The 18,304-nt window shown below is 70.1% G+C and carries 15 protein-coding genes; 2 read left to right on the forward strand and 13 right to left on the reverse strand.

What is annotated here, in order from left to right; all coding sequences use genetic code 11:
- Positions 1-672: 672 nt before the first annotated feature.
- Positions 673-2,025: a Dyp-type peroxidase gene (locus AQJ66_RS18575; RefSeq protein ID WP_061923003.1), complete on the reverse strand. Its 1,353-nt coding sequence runs from the start codon at positions 2,023-2,025 to the stop codon at positions 673-675.
- Between the two features lie 132 nt (positions 2,026-2,157).
- Entirely contained in the window at positions 2,158-2,748 is a 591-nt protein-coding gene (locus AQJ66_RS18580) for a hypothetical protein (RefSeq protein WP_244162859.1), read from the reverse strand.
- A gap of 397 nt (positions 2,749-3,145) precedes the next feature.
- On the opposite strand from AQJ66_RS18580, the gene AQJ66_RS18585 reads away from it, so the two are divergent.
- Positions 3,146-3,823 (forward strand): GAP family protein, encoded by a 678-nt coding sequence (locus tag AQJ66_RS18585; protein ID WP_061923009.1) that lies wholly within the window; start codon positions 3,146-3,148, stop codon positions 3,821-3,823.
- Between the two features lie 14 nt (positions 3,824-3,837).
- Here the strand turns inward: AQJ66_RS18585 and AQJ66_RS18590 are convergent, their stop codons facing one another.
- Entirely contained in the window at positions 3,838-4,377 is a 540-nt protein-coding gene (locus AQJ66_RS18590) for an ATP-binding protein (RefSeq protein WP_425264284.1), read from the reverse strand.
- Positions 4,378-4,569: 192 nt separating this feature from the next.
- Between AQJ66_RS18590 and AQJ66_RS18595 the strand changes: the two genes are divergently transcribed.
- Positions 4,570-5,169 (forward strand): TetR/AcrR family transcriptional regulator, encoded by a 600-nt coding sequence (locus AQJ66_RS18595; RefSeq protein WP_061923015.1) that lies wholly within the window; start codon positions 4,570-4,572, stop codon positions 5,167-5,169.
- A 152-nt stretch (positions 5,170-5,321) separates the two neighbouring features.
- On the opposite strand, the gene AQJ66_RS18600 is transcribed toward AQJ66_RS18595, so the two are convergent.
- The 10 genes from AQJ66_RS18600 to folC form a co-directional block, all read right to left on the reverse strand.
- The gene (locus AQJ66_RS18600; RefSeq protein ID WP_061923018.1) at positions 5,322-7,292 is read right to left on the reverse strand and encodes a TIGR03960 family B12-binding radical SAM protein; all 1,971 of its coding nucleotides are present in this window, start codon (positions 7,290-7,292) and stop codon (positions 5,322-5,324) included.
- Between the two features lie 69 nt (positions 7,293-7,361).
- Positions 7,362-8,861 (reverse strand): CYTH and CHAD domain-containing protein, encoded by a 1,500-nt coding sequence (locus AQJ66_RS18605; protein ID WP_061923021.1) that lies wholly within the window; start codon positions 8,859-8,861, stop codon positions 7,362-7,364.
- Between the two features lie 39 nt (positions 8,862-8,900).
- A complete protein-coding gene (gene rodA, locus AQJ66_RS18610; protein ID WP_061923024.1) occupies positions 8,901-10,100 on the reverse strand; it encodes a rod shape-determining protein RodA in 1,200 nt (399 codons plus the stop codon).
- A complete protein-coding gene (mrdA, locus tag AQJ66_RS18615) occupies positions 10,097-12,346 on the reverse strand; it encodes a penicillin-binding protein 2 (RefSeq protein ID WP_061923027.1) in 2,250 nt (749 codons plus the stop codon). The genes rodA and mrdA overlap by 4 nt, the downstream gene beginning before the upstream one ends.
- A gap of 173 nt (positions 12,347-12,519) precedes the next feature.
- Positions 12,520-13,197, reverse strand: a complete 678-nt coding sequence (gene mreD / locus AQJ66_RS18620; protein ID WP_061923030.1) for a rod shape-determining protein MreD — start codon at positions 13,195-13,197, stop codon at positions 12,520-12,522.
- 14 nt (positions 13,198-13,211) lie between these two features.
- Complete coding sequence (gene mreC / locus AQJ66_RS18625; RefSeq protein ID WP_061923033.1) at positions 13,212-14,150, reverse strand: rod shape-determining protein MreC; 939 nt, start codon at positions 14,148-14,150, stop codon at positions 13,212-13,214.
- Positions 14,151-14,316: 166 nt separating this feature from the next.
- Positions 14,317-15,336, reverse strand: a complete 1,020-nt coding sequence (locus AQJ66_RS18630; RefSeq protein WP_061923036.1) for a rod shape-determining protein — start codon at positions 15,334-15,336, stop codon at positions 14,317-14,319.
- 314 nt (positions 15,337-15,650) lie between these two features.
- Positions 15,651-16,064, reverse strand: a complete 414-nt coding sequence (gene ndk / locus AQJ66_RS18635; protein ID WP_061923039.1) for a nucleoside-diphosphate kinase — start codon at positions 16,062-16,064, stop codon at positions 15,651-15,653.
- A 61-nt stretch (positions 16,065-16,125) separates the two neighbouring features.
- Complete coding sequence (locus AQJ66_RS18640; RefSeq protein WP_061923042.1) at positions 16,126-16,479, reverse strand: DUF4233 domain-containing protein; 354 nt, start codon at positions 16,477-16,479, stop codon at positions 16,126-16,128.
- Positions 16,480-16,487: 8 nt separating this feature from the next.
- Complete coding sequence (gene folC, locus AQJ66_RS18645; protein WP_061923045.1) at positions 16,488-18,002, reverse strand: bifunctional tetrahydrofolate synthase/dihydrofolate synthase; 1,515 nt, start codon at positions 18,000-18,002, stop codon at positions 16,488-16,490.
- Positions 18,003-18,304 lie beyond the last annotated feature (302 nt).

Consider the following 18,304-nt stretch of genomic DNA (forward strand, 5'->3'; position numbering starts at 1 on the left):
TTGGCCGGAGGAGTCTTCGACAGGCGGAGGAAGGCCAGGAACTCGTCCCACGCCCAGTCGTCCTGGTCCAGCGTTCCCTTGCCCGTCACGAACTCGGTGAAGAAGCGGTGCGCTCCGGGCCGGCCCTGGGAGAAGTACGCCGCTGCGTTCAGGAACAGTTCCTGGACGAAGAGGTAGTGCTCGACCGTGTTGCAGAAGAAGACCGGTCCGTTGATGTTGGCGTAGTCGAACGTCCCCGTGTCCGGTTCGTCTTCCAGCAGGGTCGGGCCGGGGATGTCGAACATCTTCAGTGCCAGTCCGGTGGCGGCGCCCAGTCGCGCGTCTGCTCCGGCGTGCGGGGAGCCGTTGGAGAAGCGGATGAGCGCGTCGTGGGTGCCCGGGGTCGCGTAGATGCCCTGGGCGTACTCGGGGGGCAGCCCGTCCAGGATCTCCACCTCTCCTCGGATCAGTCCGTATCCCTTGGCGTGGGCGTCGCGGAGGGCCCGTCCCGTGCCCCCGGCTTCGACGGACTCGGCGATGTAGTTCTCGGTCTTCTCGATCACCGTCTGCACGTTCCGGTCGAAGTCCGGGTCGTCGACTTCGACGTCCGGCGTGTAGCGGACGAACTGTGCTGGCATGACGTCGACCTCTTCTCGAAGACCGTGACCGGGCCTGAGCGGGTGGGAGTGGCCGTCAGTCCTCCATTTCGGCGAGCCAGCGCAGGGCTCGCAGGCCCGGCACGAAGCAGTACTCGCCGCCGCGCGTGACCACGAAGCTGGGCAGGTTGCGCAGGCGGCGCCGCACCGGCTTGCCGGGGATGGTGACGCTGCCGGTTCCGTCGTGATGTCCGGCCACCGGGTCCTTCTCGCCGGGATAGCCGATGAAGTTGCCGTCGTTGACCCACTCGGCCTTGATGAATTCAAACTGCCGTTCAAGGTGGGCCCCGATGAACACTCCGACCAGGCCGCGGTCGGCACCGTCGTCCTCCAGCACGCCCTCGGGCAGCGGCGGACCGTAGGTGGTGCCGCGACGGATGAGCCGGTGCATCCGTGCGTCGCCGACGATGGTGGCGTCGCGGGGGTTGTTCCGGCGGATGTGCGCGCCGGCCGGGCACCGCAGACCGCGATCGTCGTGCTCGCGGTACAGGAAGTTGTTGACACGCTGCGGATCCGCCGCCAGCTCCGGGTCGTCGTGCTCCGGAGCCAGCGTCAGCGGTGCACCGCTCGGCCAGCGCCCGACCATCTTCGCCGCCAGGAGTGCCTCCTCCTCCGCACTGGAACTGTTGGCGCGCAGATACCGGCGCCACGCCGCCACGTCGGTGTGAATCTTGCGCACGGCCACGTAGGTCCCGTTGCGTCCCAGCACGTCGGGGCGGGGCATGGGCGGCAGATTGCCGGTCTCGTCGGGGTAGCCGAGGATGAACTCGCCGGCCTTGATGGGGGCTTCCTGCGGATTGGAGCCGGGCAGTCCGACGCCCTCGATGTTCGGATGGCTGATGCCGTCCCGGAAGCCGAAGGTGGTGCGCCCGGTCGGAAGCTGGTGGACGTCCTGCTGCCAGATCACCCGGACACCGGGCGTGTCCTCGTAGGCGGCACGGGCCCGTTCCAGCTCCTCGTCCAGCTGTGCCGTATCCGAGGAGAGGGCGCTCAGCGCGATGTGGACGTCGCCCGACCCGAACGGTGCCTCCCAGTGGGCCGGGGCGTTCGCGCCCACATCGCCGATCCGTTCCGCCCTGGCGGCCATGCCCTCACGGAAGGCCCGCGGAAAGCTGTCCAGCGAATCCTGAGGTACCCCCAGGGCCCGCAGCCCCTGATGGGTGAACGCCACGGCCACCCAGGCGTCCCGGCTCAGGTCGGCGCTCGGCAGGCCGCCCGAGGTCACCGGGAGCAGTCGTCGCAGCAGGGCACGTCCGGCGTGGCGGTCGTCGACGCGCAGGAAGACGAACTTTCCCTCGTAGGGCACGGGCCGCGGGCGCAGCGCCCCGCTCTGGACGTCCTCGATCTCTACGCGCACACCGGCCGAGCCGCCGCTGTCTGCCGTGTTCATGATTGTTCGTGCCTCCGCATCGGTCCCGGTTGGTCCAGACAGGCCCACAGCGACGGGTGGGCGAGGGGTGCGCGCCCGCCGACGCGGCTCACCGTTGTGGGGCCGGCTCTGAGTCGTGGCTGTGTCCGGCTCCTAGGCCGAGGCTTCTTCCAGCAGCTTCTGGAAGGCGGGCGTGGCCACCAACTCCGCGTTGGCCGGGTTCTCCAGGGCGGCGCGGAACTCAGGGGTGTCCAGTACCTCCTCGAACGCCTCTTCCACGCGGTGGTCCTTGTAGATCTGCTGAACGGTCAGATCGGGATAGGCGCTGACGAAGACTCCCGCGGGGGCCTGGTGGGCGACGAACCAGTCCTTCACCCCCGGATCGGAGATGCCGGGGAACCCTTCGCTGTGCGAGAAGACCTTGTCGAAGCGTTCCCCGACCACCGTCTTGGCGAAGTCGTCGATGTAGGCGTCCCAGGAGCCGTCGAAGACGCTGGCGAACATGAACCGGGTGTCGTTGTCGAAGATCACGTGGCGGGCGTCGTGCAGGGTGCCGATCTGGCGCACCGCCGCGTGCACTCGCTCGTCGTCCGCCGCGTCGGCGAGCGTCGCGAGAACCTCGCGCAACGCGTCGGCGTGGCCGGGCTTGATCTCGGTGAAGACGGTGAACTCGCTGCAGACCCCGTCCGACCTGCCCGGACGCTCGGGGTGAGCGGACCGGGACGGTTGTGCCGTTGCAGTCATCGTGAGACTCCCCTGCCACGGATCGGTGCGAGGGTCACCAAACGCCGGAGCACGGGGCGCCATCGCCCTCACCACTCCATCCTCACCACCGATGCGCAGGCGCCGCATCTCGGCACCTGAGGAAGGACAACCGGGGTACGGGGCGGCCGATGCCCACCTTCGCGGCGCCCGAGGCTCCCGAGGCTCCCGAGGACAGATCGAGCCATGAGCAGGAGGATGGTACTGAGGCGTGCGCGCTGAGCACCGGGGCGTCACCTTTCGGTCAGTCTCTCCCGCTGGGCACTGAAACCGCTGCGCAACCGACCGCACGAGCCCCCTCCTGCCGCCCAGGCGGTCGGGGCGCCGGGCTCCGCCGGACCTCGACCGGATCGCCGCCCGACCCCGGCTGGAGGCAACCATGGGCGCAGTTCTCGGTGACGTGCTGGGCTTCGCGGCCGCCGTCGCGGTCAGCCCCCTCCCGATCATCGCCGTCATCCTGATACTCGCCACGCCTCGGGGACCTCTCAACGGCGTCCTTTTCACCCTCGGCTGGATCCTGGGCCTGTCCGCACTGGGCGCGGTGATGCTGGCGATCGCCTCCCCCGCGAGCGCCTCCGCGAACAGTCATCCGGCCACCTGGGTGGGAGCCCTCAAGCTTGCGCTGGGCCTGTTCCTCGTCCTCTTCGGTGCCCGGAAGTGGCATCGCCGCCCGAAGGACCCCTCGCAGGCCCAGCTGCCGAAGTGGATGAGCGCGATCGACCGCCTCACACCGGTCAAGATCTTCGCGCTCGGACTCGCCCTGGCCGCGCTCAACGCCAAGAACGCGCCGCTGACCATCGCCGCGGGCGCCACGATCGGCTCGGCCGGACTGCCGGTGGCGCAGCAGGTCGCATCGCTCGCCGTCTTCGTCCTGATCGCCACCCTCGGCCTCCTGGCTCCGCTGGGAGTCTTCCTCCTCGGAGGAGAGCGAGCCAGGGCCACACTCGGCAACTGGAAGGACTGGGCAGCTCAGCACAATGTCGCCGTGATGGCCGTCCTGTTCTTCGTTCTCGGGTTGAAGCTGCTCGGTGACGGCATCTCCGTTCTCGTCTCCTGACAGAGCTACGAGGGTTAACGCACGTGCGGCAGACCGGTGTGCCGCACCTCGAACCAGACGGTCTTGCCGGTCGCCGTACGGCTGCTGCCCCAGGCGTCCGCGAGCAGGTCGAGGAGTTCGGTGCCGCGACCACCTTCCGCGTCCGCATCCACGACGTTGCGCACAGGGCCGGCGGACTCGGTGTCCTCGACCTCGCACAGCAGGCAGGAGCCGCACAGCCGCAGGTTGAGCCGCAGCGGGCCCCGCGTGTGACGCAAGGCGTTGGTGACCACTTCGCTGACCAGCAGCTCGACGGCGTCGGCCAGGTCGTCCACGGACCAGTCGCCCAGTTGCCTGGTCACCAGATGCCGGGCCTGGCGCACGGAAGTGAGTTCCCGCGGCAGCGGCCAGGAGGCATCCCATGCGGAGGCCCGGCCGCGCGGCGCGTCCAGCGGCCGCAAGGGTGCGAGCATCCGGGACCACAGGACCCACTGCGTGGCAAGCCACGAGCGCGTGACGGAGCGAGAAGACCGACCCCTGCGACGGGCGAGGGGGCGGCCTACGGCCTGGGGCATCACGGGGTCCAGTTCCTTCCGGGGCGGGGTGGACGAGCCGCCGGTGGACGCTCCGGGGTATTCGCCGGACCCGTACATGTAGCGGTCGCTACGACCAATATAGACGTAGCACCTGCTACGGTAAATACCTCCCCAAAAGGTCCATGACGGACAACAGACGGCTACCGTCTCCCCACACATCCGGGAACCCGCATGCCTCGCCCACCCGACCCGGCCAAACGCCGCGACCTTCTCGACCGGATCCGCGCGTACGTGCTGCGCAACGGCCTCTCGGATCTCTCCCTGCGCCCGTTGGCCCGCGCCCTGGGCACCAGCGACCGCATGCTCCTGTACTACTTCGGCACCAAGGAACGCATGGTCGCCGAAGCACTCGCCGTCTACGAACGCCGCCCCCTGCTGCGCGCCCGCGAACTGCTGGAGACCGTCGGCCCGCCCACGGACCCGGCAGGCCTGCGCCGCTTCATGGAGGAAGTCTGGCGCCAATTCCGAGCCTCGGACGTGCGCGCCTCACTCCCTCTCTACCTCGAGATCATGAGTGCCGGCGTGCTGCACCCGGACCGCTACGGGCCGGTGATGCGCGACATCGTCACCGGATGGACGGAGCTGCTCGCCTCCGTCTTCCGTGAACTAGGCATGACACGAGACGGAGCCCGGACACAGGCCACCGTCCTGGCCGACGCCGCCTTAGGCCTCCTGATCGCCCCCCTCGCCGACGGCCACTGGGACAGGGCGGACACAGCCTTCCGCACCCTCCTGGACGCCCTGGAGCCCGGATGGCACGCCCGGGAGTGACGGCCCCGAGGGCACACGGCTACGACCGACCAGGAGACCTCGGAGACCCCGACGGACAGGAATGCGAAGCGCCGGCTTCCCCCCACGCGGCAGCCACTTCCTCGCTCACCCCCGCCGGCGCCTCCCTCACCCGATCGGGTGCTCCGCTCACCTCAGTGCGCGTGACCGCTCGCAGCCGGCGTCGGCCCCGCGTTCTTGACCGTCAGCGGCAGCAACTTCTTGCCGGTCGGGCCGATTTGTATGGCCGTATCCATCTGCGGGCACACCCCGCAGTCGAAGCACGGCGTCCAGCGGCAGTCCTCGACCTCTGTCTCGTCGAGGGCGTCCTGCCAGTCCTCCCAGAGCCAGTCCTTGTCGAGGCCCGAGTCGAGGTGGTCCCAGGGGAGGACCTCCTCGTAGGTGCGTTCGCGCGTGGTGTACCAGTCGACGTCGACGCCGAAGGGGGCCAGGGCCTTGTCGGCGCAGGCCATCCAGCGGTCGTAGGAGAAGTGCTCGCGCCAGCCGTCGAAGCGGCCGCCGTCTTCGTAGACGGCGCGGATGACGGCGCCGATGCGGCGGTCGCCCCTCGACAGCAGGCCCTCCACGATGCCCGGCTTGCCGTCGTGGTAGCGGAAGCCGATGGAGCGGCCGTACTTCTTGTCGCCGCGGATCTTGTCGCGGAGCTTGCCGAGGCGGGCGTCCGTCTCCTCGGCGGAGAGCTGCGGGGCCCACTGGAAGGGGGTGTGGGGCTTGGGGACGAAGCCGCCGATGGAGACCGTGCAGCGGATGTCGTTGGAGCCGGAGACCTCGCGGCCCTTCTGGATCACGCGGGTCGCCATGTCGGCGATCTGGAGGACGTCGTCGTCGGTCTCCGTCGGCAGGCCGCACATGAAGTACAGCTTCACCTGGCGCCAGCCGTTGCCGTAGGCCGTCGCGACCGTGCGGATGAGGTCGTCCTCCGAGACCATCTTGTTGATGACCTTGCGGATGCGCTCGGAGCCGCCCTCGGGGGCGAAGGTCAGGCCGGAGCGGCGGCCGTTGCGGGTCAGCTCGTTCGCCAGGTCGATGTTGAAGGCGTCGACCCGGGTGGAGGGCAGGGAGAGGCCGATCTTGTCGTCCTCGTAGCGGTCGGCGAGGCCCTTGGCGATGTCGCCGATCTCCGAGTGGTCCGCGGAGGACAGGGAGAGCAGGCCCACCTCCTCGAAGCCCGTGGCCTTCAGGCCCTTGTCGACCATCTCGCCGATGCCGGTGATCGAGCGCTCGCGGACCGGGCGGGTGATCATGCCGGCCTGGCAGAAGCGGCAGCCGCGGGTGCAGCCGCGGAAGATCTCGACCGACATGCGCTCGTGGACGGTCTCCGCGAGGGGGACGAGGGGCTGCTTGGGGTAGGGCCACTCGTCCAGGTCCATGACCGTGTGCTTGGACACGCGCCACGGGACGCCCGACCTGTTGGGGACGACGCGGGCGATGCGGCCGTCGGGGAGGTACTCGACGTCGTAGAACGCCGGGATGTACACCCCGCCCGTCTTCGCCAGGCGGAACAGGAGTTCCTCGCGGCCGCCGGGGCGGCCCTCGGCCTTCCAGGCGCGGACGATGCGGGTCATGTCGAGGACGGCCTGCTCGCCGTCGCCGATCACGGCCGCGTCGATGAAGTCGGCGATCGGCTCGGGGTTGAACGCGGCGTGGCCGCCGGCGAGGACGACCGGGTCGTCGATCCCGCGGTCCTTGGACTCCAGGGGGATGCCGGCCAGGTCCAGGGCCGTGAGCATGTTCGTGTAGCCCAGCTCCGTGGAGAAGGACAGGCCGAACACGTCGAAGGCGCGCACCGGGCGGTGGCTGTCCACCGTGAACTGGGGGACGCGGTGCTCGCGCATCAGCGCCTCGAGGTCCGGCCACACGCTGTAGGTGCGCTCGGCGAGGACGCCCTCCTGCTCGTTGAGGACCTCGTAGAGGATCTGGACGCCCTGGTTGGGCAGACCGACCTCGTAGGCGTCCGGGTACATGAGCGCCCAGCGGACGTCGCAGGAGTTCCAGTCCTTGACCGTGGAGTTGAGTTCTCCGCCGACGTACTGGATGGGCTTCTGCACGTGCGGGAGCAGTGCTTCGAGCTGCGGGAACACCGACTCGGCGGCTTCGGCAGGCATCTGGCGAACCTTTGTGAGCGGACAGGGGTGACCATCTAGCCTAACGCGCCCGGATGGCTGCCCCGAACCTCAGAGGGACGGCCCCGAGCCGATCTCCGCCCACAGGCCGGGCAGCTCCGCCTCGGCCGCCGCCGCGCGCTGCTCCTCCCTGCCGTAGAGCAGACCGTAGGTGAAGGCGCTCTCCCCCGCCGCGTGGGCCACCGCGGACAGCTCGCGCAGGGTGTGGCGGGCCATGACGCTGTCCTGGTGCTCGCCGAGCAGGGAGGTGAGGGACTTCATGGACTTGGCGAGCTTCCGGGCGGGGGCGCCGAGGGCGGGGGTGGCGGCCTCGGCGGCGTAGCGGGTGCGCTTGGCCTTCTTGCGGGCCTCGTGCAGGGCGCGGTCGCGGTCCTCGCCGGGGGGCAGGGCGAGGGCCTCGGTGATCAGGCGGGAGACCCGGGCGAGGTCCTTGCGTACGGCCTTGGTGAGGACCTTGTCCGGTGGGCGGGTGGCCTTCTTGCGCAGGGGCGGGTCGGCGAGGAGGGCGTCGAGGGTGTCGAGCAGGGCGAGGTGGCGGGCGGAGTCGAGGACGGCGACGAGGTGGCCGCGGGTGCGGGTGTGCCGGGTGGTCGCCCAGGTGGTGACGCGGTGGCGCACGGGGCCGTCGACCAGGGCGGGCGGGAGGCCGTCGAGTGCGGTGGTGAGGTGTTCGGCCAGGACTTCCTGGTCGCGGTCGGCGCCGAGCTCGCCGGCGAGCCATTTCAGTTCGGCGGCGAGGGGGCCGGTGGCGGCGGGGTCGAGGACGGTGCCGTAGGTACGGAAGGTGCTGCGCATTCGGCGGGTGGCGACGCGCATGCGGTGGACGGAGTCCGGTGCGTCGCGGCGGACGGCCGGGTCGCACTCGAGGAGTACGTCGCGTTGTTCGCGCAGGTAGGCGAGCAGGTGGTCGGCGGCGGTGACGGGCTGTGCGCGCCGGGTGGCGCGGGTGGGGGTGCCGCCGGTCTGCTGCAGGGCGCGGGCCAGCTTGGAGGGGGCGGAGGACGGTCGTACGCCGGCTTTGCGCAGGCGTTTGTCGACCTTGTCGAGGAAGGCGGGGTCGGCGCCGTCCGCGAGTTCGACCTCGATCTCGGTCCACTGGGCGGTTCCGCCGGCCCGGTTGAGGCGCTCGGCGGTCACGGTGTCCACGCTGGCCTCGGCCAGCAGGGTGCCGTCGGCGTCGACGAGGTGGCGTACGTCGCGGGCGGAGCGGAGCCGGACCACGGGGACCAGTTCGGTGCCGCGGACCCGGGAGCGGACGAGTGCGGCGATCTCGTCGGGGACGGTGTCGGACAGGGGTGCTCTGATCTCGTCGCGTACGCCGGGGGCGACGGGGAGTTTCAGGTGCCAGCCGGCGTCGGAGCCTCCGGTGCGGCGGCGCAGCGTGAGGCCGGCCGCGGCGAGGCGCTCGTCGGGGGTGTCGTAGTAGGTGGCGTCCAGTTCGACCAGGCCCTTGTCGAGCACGGACGCCACCCCGCCGACGCCGGTCAGGTCGGGCAGCCCGCTGTCGTCGGATTCGTACTTGCGCTCGATCTCGCGTTTCGTATCCGCCATGAAGAGAATCTAGCCGCGTTTGCGCTGATTAGACCTTCCTCATGCGGACATGGGGCGTTGGACCTTGATCGACTGGAGGAGTCCGACGGCGACCCACACGGCGAACATCGACGAGCCGCCGTACGACACGAACGGCAGGGGCAGGCCGGTGACCGGCATGATGCCGAGGGTCATGCCGACGTTCTCGAACGCCTGGAAGGCGAACCAGGCGACGATCCCGGCGGCGACGATCGTGCCGTACAGCTCGGTCGAGTCGCGGGCGATGCGGCAGGCGCGCCACAGGATGACGCCGAGGAGGAGGATTATCAGGCCGGCGCCCAGGAAGCCGAGCTCCTCGCCGGCGACCGTGAAGACGAAGTCGGTCTGCTGCTCGGGGACGAACTGGCCGGTGGTCTGCGAGCCGTGGAACAGGCCCGCGCCGGTCAGTCCGCCGGAGCCGATGGCGATGCGGGCCTGGTTGGTGTTGTAGCCGACGCCGGCGGGGTCGAGGTCCGGGTTGGCGAAGGCGGCGAAGCGGTTGATCTGGTAGGCGTCCAGGATGTGCAGCTGCCAGACGGCGATGGCGCCGATGGCGCCGGCGGCGATCAGGCCGAAGACCCAGCGGTTGGAGGCGCCGGAGGCGAGCAGCACGCCCAGGATGATGATGACCATGACCATGACCGAGCCGAGGTCGGGCATGAGCAGGACGATCAGGATGGGTACGGCGGCCAGTCCCAGGGACTGCAGGACGGTGCGGTGGTCGGGGTACTTCTTGTCGCCGGCGTCCACCCGGGCGGCGAGCAGCATGGCCATGCCCAGGATGATGGTGATCTTGACGAACTCGGACGGCTGGAGTGAGAAGCCGCCGCCGAGCACGATCCAGGAGTGGGCGCCGTTGACGGTGGAGCCGAGCGGGGTGAGCACGGCGAGGATGCCGAAGACCGACAGGCCGTAGAGGATCGGCACGGCGTTGCGCAGGGCGCGGTGGCCGAGCCAGAGGGTGCCGATCATCAGGGCGAGCCCGATGCCGGTGTTCATCAGGTGCCGGAGCAGGAAGTAGTACGGGTCGCCCTGGTTGATCTCGGTGCGGTTGCGGGTGGCCGAGAAGACCAGGAGCGAGCCGATGCCCGAGAGGGCGAGCGCGGACAGCAGTATCGGCCAGTCCAGCCGGCGGGCCACGGAGTCGCGGGCGAAGACCCTGGTCCAGCCGGCCCGCTCGGGGCCGTACCCGGAGACGGAGAAGCTGTTGGCGCCGGTCATGTGAGCATCCTCCGGCCGCCCCTCCTGCGGGGCCTTCTGCGGGTGTTGCTGGTGCTGGTGGGGCTGGGCGAGGTGGCCGGGGACTGCTGGGTGTCGCCGTTGGAGGTGTTGTTCTTCTGGGCGGCCTCGACCTCCTTGGCGGGGTCGCCGGGGACCTTGGGGTCGACGACGGTGCCGTCCGTGCGGACCTTCGGCAGGCTCTTCTGCGGCTCGGGCAGCAGGGCCTTCTTGTTGTCGATGGAGCCGTCGCCCTGGACGCCGTAGAGGGCGCTGTAGATGTTGCGCACGGCCTCACCGGAGGCTCCGGAACCCGTACCGGCCTGGGCGATCGTCATGATCACCGTGTAGTCCTTGGAGTAGGTGGCGAGCCAGGAGGTGGTCTGCTTGCCGTAGACCTCGGCGGTACCGGTCTTGGCGTGCAGCGGGATCTTGTTCTGCGGCCAGCCGCCGAACTTCCAGGCGGCGGTACCGCGGGTGACGACGCCGGCGAAGGCGTCGTCCATGCCCTTGAGGGTGGCCTGGGTGACCGGCAGCCTGCCGCGCTTCTTCGGCTTGATCTCCGTGACCGTCTTGCCGTCGGCGCTGATGACGGCCTTGCCGATGGTCGGCTGGTACATGGTGCCGCCGTTGGCGACGGCGCCGTAGATGACGGCTTCCTGGATCGGGGTGACGAGGGTGTCGCCCTGTCCGATGGAGTAGTTGATCGAGTCGCCCTCGCGCATCTTGTTGCCCTCGAGGCAGTTCTCGTACGCGATCTTCTCGACGTAGGTGCCGTCCTTCTTGCCGGACTTGCACCAGGCGTCCTTGTTGGCCTTCCAGTAGTCGAGCTTCCACTGGCGGTCCGGGACGCGGCCGGTGACCTCGTTGGGCAGGTCGACGCCGGTCTCGCGGCCGAGGCCGAACTGGTGGGCGGTCTTGTAGAAGTAGTCCTTGGGCTGGCCCTTCTTGGGGTTGATGCCGCCGTCCCGCTTCCACTCCCGGTCGGCGAGGCCGTAGAAGACGGTGTCGCAGGAGACCTCCAGGGCGCGGCCCAGGGAGATCGGGCCGAAGTTCTCGCCCTCGAAGTTCTTGAAGACCTGGCTGCCCACCGAGTAGGAGCTGGTGCACGGGTAGCGGCCGTCGAACGGGTAGCCCGCGTTGACCGCGGCGGCGGTGGAGACCACCTTGAAGGTCGAGCCGGGTGCGGCCTGACCCTGTATGGCGCGGTTGAGCAGCGGGTAGTCGGAGTTCTTGCCGGTGAGGGCCTTGTAGTCCTTGCCGGAGATGCCGCCCACCCACACGTTCGGGTCGTAGGTCGGGGCCGAGGCCATGGCGACGATCCGGCCGGTCTTGGCCTCCATCACGACGACGGCGCCGGAGTCGGCCTTGTAGTTCTCGCCGGTGATCTTGTCGTACTGCTGGCGGGCGGCCTTCATGGCCTTGTCCAGCTCGTACTCGGCGACGCGCTGGACGCGGGAGTCGATGCTGGTGACCAGGTTGGAGCCGGACTCCGCGGCGTCCGACTTGGCCTTGCCGATGACGCGGCCGAGGTTGTCCACCTCGTAGCGGGTCACGCCGGCCTTGCCGCGCAGCACCTTGTCGTAGGTGCGCTCGATGCCGGAGCGGCCGACCATGTCGGAGCGCAGGTAGGGCGAGTCGGTGTCCTTGGCCTTCTGGATCTCGGCGTCGGTGACCGGGGAGAGGTACCCGAGGACCTGGGCGGTGTTGGCCTTGCCGGGGGCCGGGTAGCGGCGCACGGCCTCGGGTTCGGCGCTGATGCCGGGGAAGTCCTCGGAGCGTTCGCGGATCTGCAGGGCCTGCCTGGGCGTGGCCTTGTCGGTGACCGGGATCGGCTGGTAGGGCGAGCCGTTCCAGCAGGGCTGGGGGGTCTTGGCGTCGCACAGCCGGACCTTCAGCATCACGTCGGCGGGCTTCATGCCGAGGACGCCGGCCAGCTTGGTGAGGACGGCCTTGCCGTCGTCCTTCTGCTTGAGCAGCTCGGTGCGGGAGGCGGAGACGACCAGGCGCGTCTCGTTGTCGGCGAGGGGCACGCCGCGGGCGTCGAGGATGTCACCGCGCACGGCGGGCTGGACGACCTGCTGGACGTGGTTGCCTGAGGCCTCCTTCTGGTACGCGGCGCCCTCCCGGATCTGCAGGTACCACAGGCGGCCGCCGAGGGTGCCGAGGAGGGAGAGGACGAGGATCTGGATGACGACGAGCCTGATCTGGACCCGTGGGGTCCGTCCGGTCTCGGGAATGTTGGTCACTGCGGCTGTCTCCCCCTCTCAGTGCGCGGATGCGAGTGCGCGGACGAATGATGAACGACCGGCCGGTGAGGCCGCGTTCCGTGAAAGCTGACTCGTTCGGGTGAACCCGCCCTGGCGAACGGGCGCCTGTCCGGGCGTCCGGCGGCGCGTCCGACCGGGCGTCTGAGCGAGGGTCACAGCCGCTTGACCCCCTTGATGCGGCCGACCCGGGTGGAGCGGGTGCGGGCCTTGGCCTTCAAGGCGCCGAAGCCGCCGCGCTGGCCGCCGATGCGCAGGCCGGTGCCGGAGGAGAGCCACCCGGAGGAGATGTCCCCGGCCTTCGCGGCGGAACCGGTCTCGGCGAGCGGGTCGTTGTCGGAGCGGCGGGCCAGCCACATGATGCCGGGGACCACGAAGGGCGCGAGCAGCAGGTCGTACAGGGCGGCCGAGAACAGCAGGCCGGGCAGGCCGACATGGCGGGCGGCGGTGTCGCCGACCAGGGCGCCGACGCCGGCGTACAGCAGGGTGGAGGCGACGGCGGCGCCGACCACGACGGCCATCGGGCCGGTCGCCGACTTCAGTCGCCCGCTCTCCGGCCGGGCGAGTCCGGCGAAGTAGCCGATGACGCACAGGACGAGCGCGTAGCGGCCGGCCGCGTGGTCGGCGGGAGGGGCGAGGTCAGCGAGCAGGCCGGCGGCGAACCCGACGAGGGCGCCGCCGACGTGGCCGTAGACCATCGCCAGGCCGAGGACGGTGAGCAGCAGCAGGTCGGGGACCGCGCCGGGCAGGTGCAGGCGGGCGAGGACGCTGACCTGGACCACCAGCGCGACGACGACCAGCGCGGTGGAGAGCAGGATCCGGTTGACACGCATGGGGAAGTCAGCTCCTACTGCTGCTGGCCGTCGGCGGTTGCGTTGGCCGAGGGGGTGACCGTGACGGTCACCGTCGGCGTGGGGACCGGTTTGGGTTTGGCCGGCAGGACCTCGTCGCGCGGGTCCTTCTTCGGGGGCTGGACGACCACACCGACGATGTCGAGCTTGCTGAAGGCGACGTACGGGGTGACGTAGAGCGTGCGGGTGAGGCCGCCGCCGGAGCGGTCGACGCGGGAGACCACGCCGACCGGGACGCCCGGTACGAAGGGCGTGTCGGCCTGGGAGCCGAAGGTGACGAGGCGGTCGCCCTTCTTCACCTCCGCCTTGCCGTTGAGAAGTTCCACGCGCAGCGGCCGGTCGCCCTGGCCGGAGGCGAAGCCGAGTTCGTCGCTGTTCTCCATGCGGGTGCCCACGGTGAAGTCCGGGTCGTTGGCGAGCAGCACGGTGGCGGTGTCGGGGCCGACGGTGGTGACCCGGCCGACGAGCCCGTCGCTGTTGAGGACGGTCATGTCCCGTTTGATGCCGTCGTTCGCGCCGGCGTCGATGGTGATGGTCCAGGAGAAGCCCTGCGCCGATCCGATGGCGATGACCTGGGCGCCCTTGATGCCGTACTGGCCCTCGCCGGCGATCTTCAGCATCTTGTCGAGCTGTCCCAGGCGGCTGCGGTTGCGGTCGTCGCTGCCGAGCTTGGCCTTGAGGGCCGCGTTCTCCTTCTCCAGCGCGGCGAGCCGGTCGTGGCGGGTGCCGGAGTCGCGGACGGCGGACACGGCGTTGCCGACCGGGTCGACCGCCGAGGACAGTCCGTTCTCGATCGGGCCGAACGCCGCGGCCGCGGCGTGCCGGGCACCGTCGACCGGGGAGTTCCGGCCTCCGCGGATGTCCACCGTGATCAGCGCGAACGCGATGGCGATCAGCAGGACCAGGAGCAGCCGGCTCTCTTTCGTGTCCCTCACGTGCGGCGGCCGTGCCCTTCCTCGATAGGAATTCGGGGGACCCGGCGGGTGCGAAATGACGGAAAACGCAAACCCTGGGGGCCCATTTGGGGGAGCTTGTGCCTCTATATCAGCGATCCGCCGCACGAGAGGAGACCATCTCGTACGGCGGAATCGTCACGTCGCGTCATCTGCGCGGCTGGGCGTCCAGAACCTGCTGGAGCGCCTCGAACTCCTCGACGCACTTGCCGGAGCCGAGCGCGACGCTGTCCAGCGGGTCCTCGGCGATGTGGATCGGCATGCCGGTCTCCCGGCGCAGCCGCTCGTCGAGGCCGCGCAGCAGGGCTCCGCCACCGGTCAGAACGATTCCTCGGTCCATGATGTCGCCGGACAGCTCCGGCGGGCACTTGTCGAGGGTCGTCTTGACCGCGTCCACGATCGCGTTGACCGGTTCCTCGATCGCCTTGCGGACCTCGGCGGCCGAGATGACGACGGTCTTGGGCAGCCCGGAGACCAGGTCCCGGCCGCGCACCTCGGTGTGCTCGTCCTCGTCCAGTTCGTAGGCGGAACCGATCGTGATCTTGATCTGTTCGGCGGTGCGCTCACCCAGCAGGAGGCTGTACTCCTTCTTGATGTACTGGATGATCGCGTTGTCCAGTTCGTCGCCCGCCACCCGGATGGACTGCGCGGTGACGATGCCGCCGAGCGAGATGACCGCGACCTCCGTGGTGCCGCCGCCGATGTCCACCACCATGTTGCCCGTGGCCTCGTGGACCGGCAGGCCGGAACCGATGGCCGCGGCCATGGGCTCCTCGATGATGTGCACCTGGCGGGCACCGGCCTGGGAGGACGCCTCGATGACGGCGCGTCGCTCGACGCCCGTGATGCCGGAGGGCACGCAGACGACGACCCGCGGCCGGGCGAGGTACCGCCGCTTGTGGATCTTCAGGATGAAGTAGCGGAGCATCCGCTCGGTGATCTCGAAGTCGGCGATCACGCCGTCCTTCAGCGGGCGCACGGCGACGATGTTGCCCGGCGTGCGGCCGATCATCTTCTTCGCTTCGGCGCCCACCGCGAGGATGCCACCGGTGTTGGTGTTGATGGCGACGACGGACGGCTCGTTGAGCACGATTCCGCGACCCCTGACGTACACCAGCGTGTTGGCGGTCCCGAGGTCGACAGCCATGTCACGGCCGATGAACGACATTGAGTTCCCCATCCGGATTCATCTGGCCTTCCCGGGCTTTTGAGGGCATATCAGGTAGGCGAGGCGGGTGCTGTGACGTGAAGGCTTCCATCGTAAACGCGCCTGCACGAACACTGCGCGAGGGTCTCCGCCATTGTCACCAGATGGCGCGCCGCCTCGCTTGTGGAGACGGTCCATCGGGGGCACACGTTCCCCCGATCGGCAAGGCATATGCCAAGGGACGGCCGAAAACGCACGCCCGCCCCTGGCCGGATCGACGACAGGACTGACGTCCCATCAGAAAAAAATATCTGCGGTCCGTATCCGCGTGCCGCTCAGGCACGGCCCGGGAAGAAGATCTTCACCTCGCGCTCGGCGGACTCCTCGGAGTCGGAGGCGTGGATCAGGTTCTCGCGGACGATGACGCCGTAGTCACCGCGGATGGAACCGGGCGCCGCGGCGATCGGGTCGGTGGGGCCGGCCAGGGCGCGCAGCCCCTCGATGACCCGCTCGCCCTCGACGATCATGGCCACGACCGGGCCGGACGCCATGAACTCCACCAGCGGCTCGTAGAAGGGCTTGCCCTTGTGCTCGCCGTAGTGCTGCTCCAGCGTGTCCTGGTCCAGGGTGCGCAGCTCCAGCGCGGTGATCTGCCAGCCGGCCTTGCGCTCGATACGGCTGATGATCTCGCCTGTCAGGCCGCGACGGACGGCGTCGGGCTTGAGGAGGACGAGGGTGCGCTGGCTCACGAGGTGCTCCTTGTCTGCGATGTGCGGTGGCACGAGGTTACAGGGCGTGTCCATGCCCTGGTCACACAGCGTCAGCCTTGGAGGAGGAGGACTCCGCGAAGCGGGCCTTGGCCTCGTCGATCTTCCTGCCGAAGTGCACCGACGCCCACCACAGGGCGGCGAACAGGGCGCCCATGAAGAACATCGTCGGGACGAAGACACCGGAGGCCACCAGGGCGATCTGCAGCGCCCAGCCGAGGGCGACGCCGCCCGGCCGGGTCACCACGCCGCACAGCAGCACGCACAGCACCATGGCGATGCCGCTGACCAGCCACACGGTCGACGTGGACAGGCCCGGATCCTTCATGGCCACGAGACCCGCGAACCCGATGACGAAGAACTCGCCGATCAGCGTCGACGAACACAGCGTACGCACGAGGTACCTCAGCCCTTCCCCAGCAGCAGGCGGGCCTCGCCCACCGTGATGACCGACCCGGTGACCAGCACCCCGCCGCCGGCGAACTCGCCCTCCTCCTCGGCCAGCGTGATCGCCGCCTCGAGGGCCTCGGGCAGCCGCGGCTCGACCTGCACCCGCTCCTCGCCGAACACCTCGACGGCGATCGCGGCCAGCTCGTCGGCGTCCATGGCGCGGTGACTGGAGTTCCGCGTGACGACGACCTCCGCGAAGATCGGCTCGAACGCCTCCAGCAGGCCGCGCACGTTCTTGTCGCCGCTGGCGCCCACGACGCCGATCAGCCGGCTGAAGTCGAACGCCTCGCGCACGGCCTCGGCGGTGGCCTCCGCCCCCGCCGGGTTGTGCGCGGCGTCCAGCACGACGGTCGGTGAGCGGCGGACGACCTCCAGGCGGCCCGGCGAGGAGACGGCCGCGAAGGCCTTGCGGACCGTGTCGAGGTCCAGCGGCTGCGCGCGCAGCGCGCCGACGCCGAAGAACGCCTCCACGGCGGCGAGCGCCACGGCCGCGTTGTGGGCCTGGTGGCCGCCGTGCAGCGGCAGGTAGACCTCCGGGTACTCGCCGCCCAGGCCGCGCAGGGTGAGCAGCTGCCCGCCGACCGCGACCTGGCGGGCGGCCACGCCGAACTCCAGGCCCTCGCGGGCCACGGTGGCGTTCACCTCGACGGCCTTCTTCAGCAGGACCTGCGCCGCGTCCACCGGCTGCTGCGCCAGGATGACGGTGGCGTCCTGCTTGATGATGCCGGCCTTCTCCCCGGCGATCTCCGCGTGCGTCTCGCCGAGCCGGTCGGTGTGGTCGAGCCCGATGGGGGTGACCACGGCGACGTCGGCGTCGATCACGTTCGTCGCGTCCCAGGAGCCGCCCATGCCGACCTCCACGACGGCGACGTCCACCGGCGCGTCCGCGAACGCGGCGTACGCCATGCCGGTGAGCACCTCGAAGAAGGACAGCCGGTACTCCTGGGAGGCGTCCACCATCTCGACGTACGGCTTGATGTCCTGGTACGTCTCGATGAACCGCTCGGCGGTGATCGGGGCGCCGTCCAGGCTGATCCGCTCGGTGATCGACTGCACGTGGGGGCTGGTGTACCGGCCGGTGCGCAGGTCGAAGGCGCCGAGCAGGGCCTCGATCATGCGGGCGGTGGAGGTCTTGCCGTTGGTGCCCGTGATGTGGATCGAGGGGTACGACCGCTGCGGCTCGCCCAGGACGTCCATCAGCGCGGCGATCCTGCTGACCGAGGGCTCCAGCTTGGTCTCGCCCCAGCGGGTGGCCAGGTCCGCCTCGACCGCGCGCAGCGCCCGGTCGACCTCCGGGTCCTCGGGCCGGGCGGGTACGTCCGCCTCCGGCGGGCCGCCCTGGGTGCGCAGGGTGCGGCTGCCGGCCTCGATCACCGCGAGGTCGGGGTCGCGGGTGGTCTCGGCTTCGATGATCTCGTCGAAGCTGTCGAGGGGGTCGGGGGTGTCGCTGGTGCCGGGGTGGTCGCTCACGGTGCCAGTCTACGGAGCGGCGGGGACGAAGGGCCGGTTCGGGGTGGCTGCTCGGCGGCGCCGCCGGGTGCGGGTGCGTCGTGGTTGCTCGCGCAGTTCCCCGCGCCCCCGGGGAGGGGCCCCTGCGCGCCGTCGCCCGGTACGGGTACGCCGTGGCTGCTCGCGCAGTTCCCTGCGCCCCCGGGGAGGGGCCCCTGCGCGCCGTCGCCCGGTACGGGTACGCCGTGATTGCTCGCGCAGTTCCCCCCGCGCTCCCGGGGAGGGATCGCAGCTCACCGTCGCCAAGCGCGCGTCCGCCGTGC

The sequence above is a fragment of the Streptomyces bungoensis genome, assembly GCF_001514215.1.
Lineage (GTDB): Bacteria > Actinomycetota > Actinomycetes > Streptomycetales > Streptomycetaceae > Streptomyces > Streptomyces bungoensis.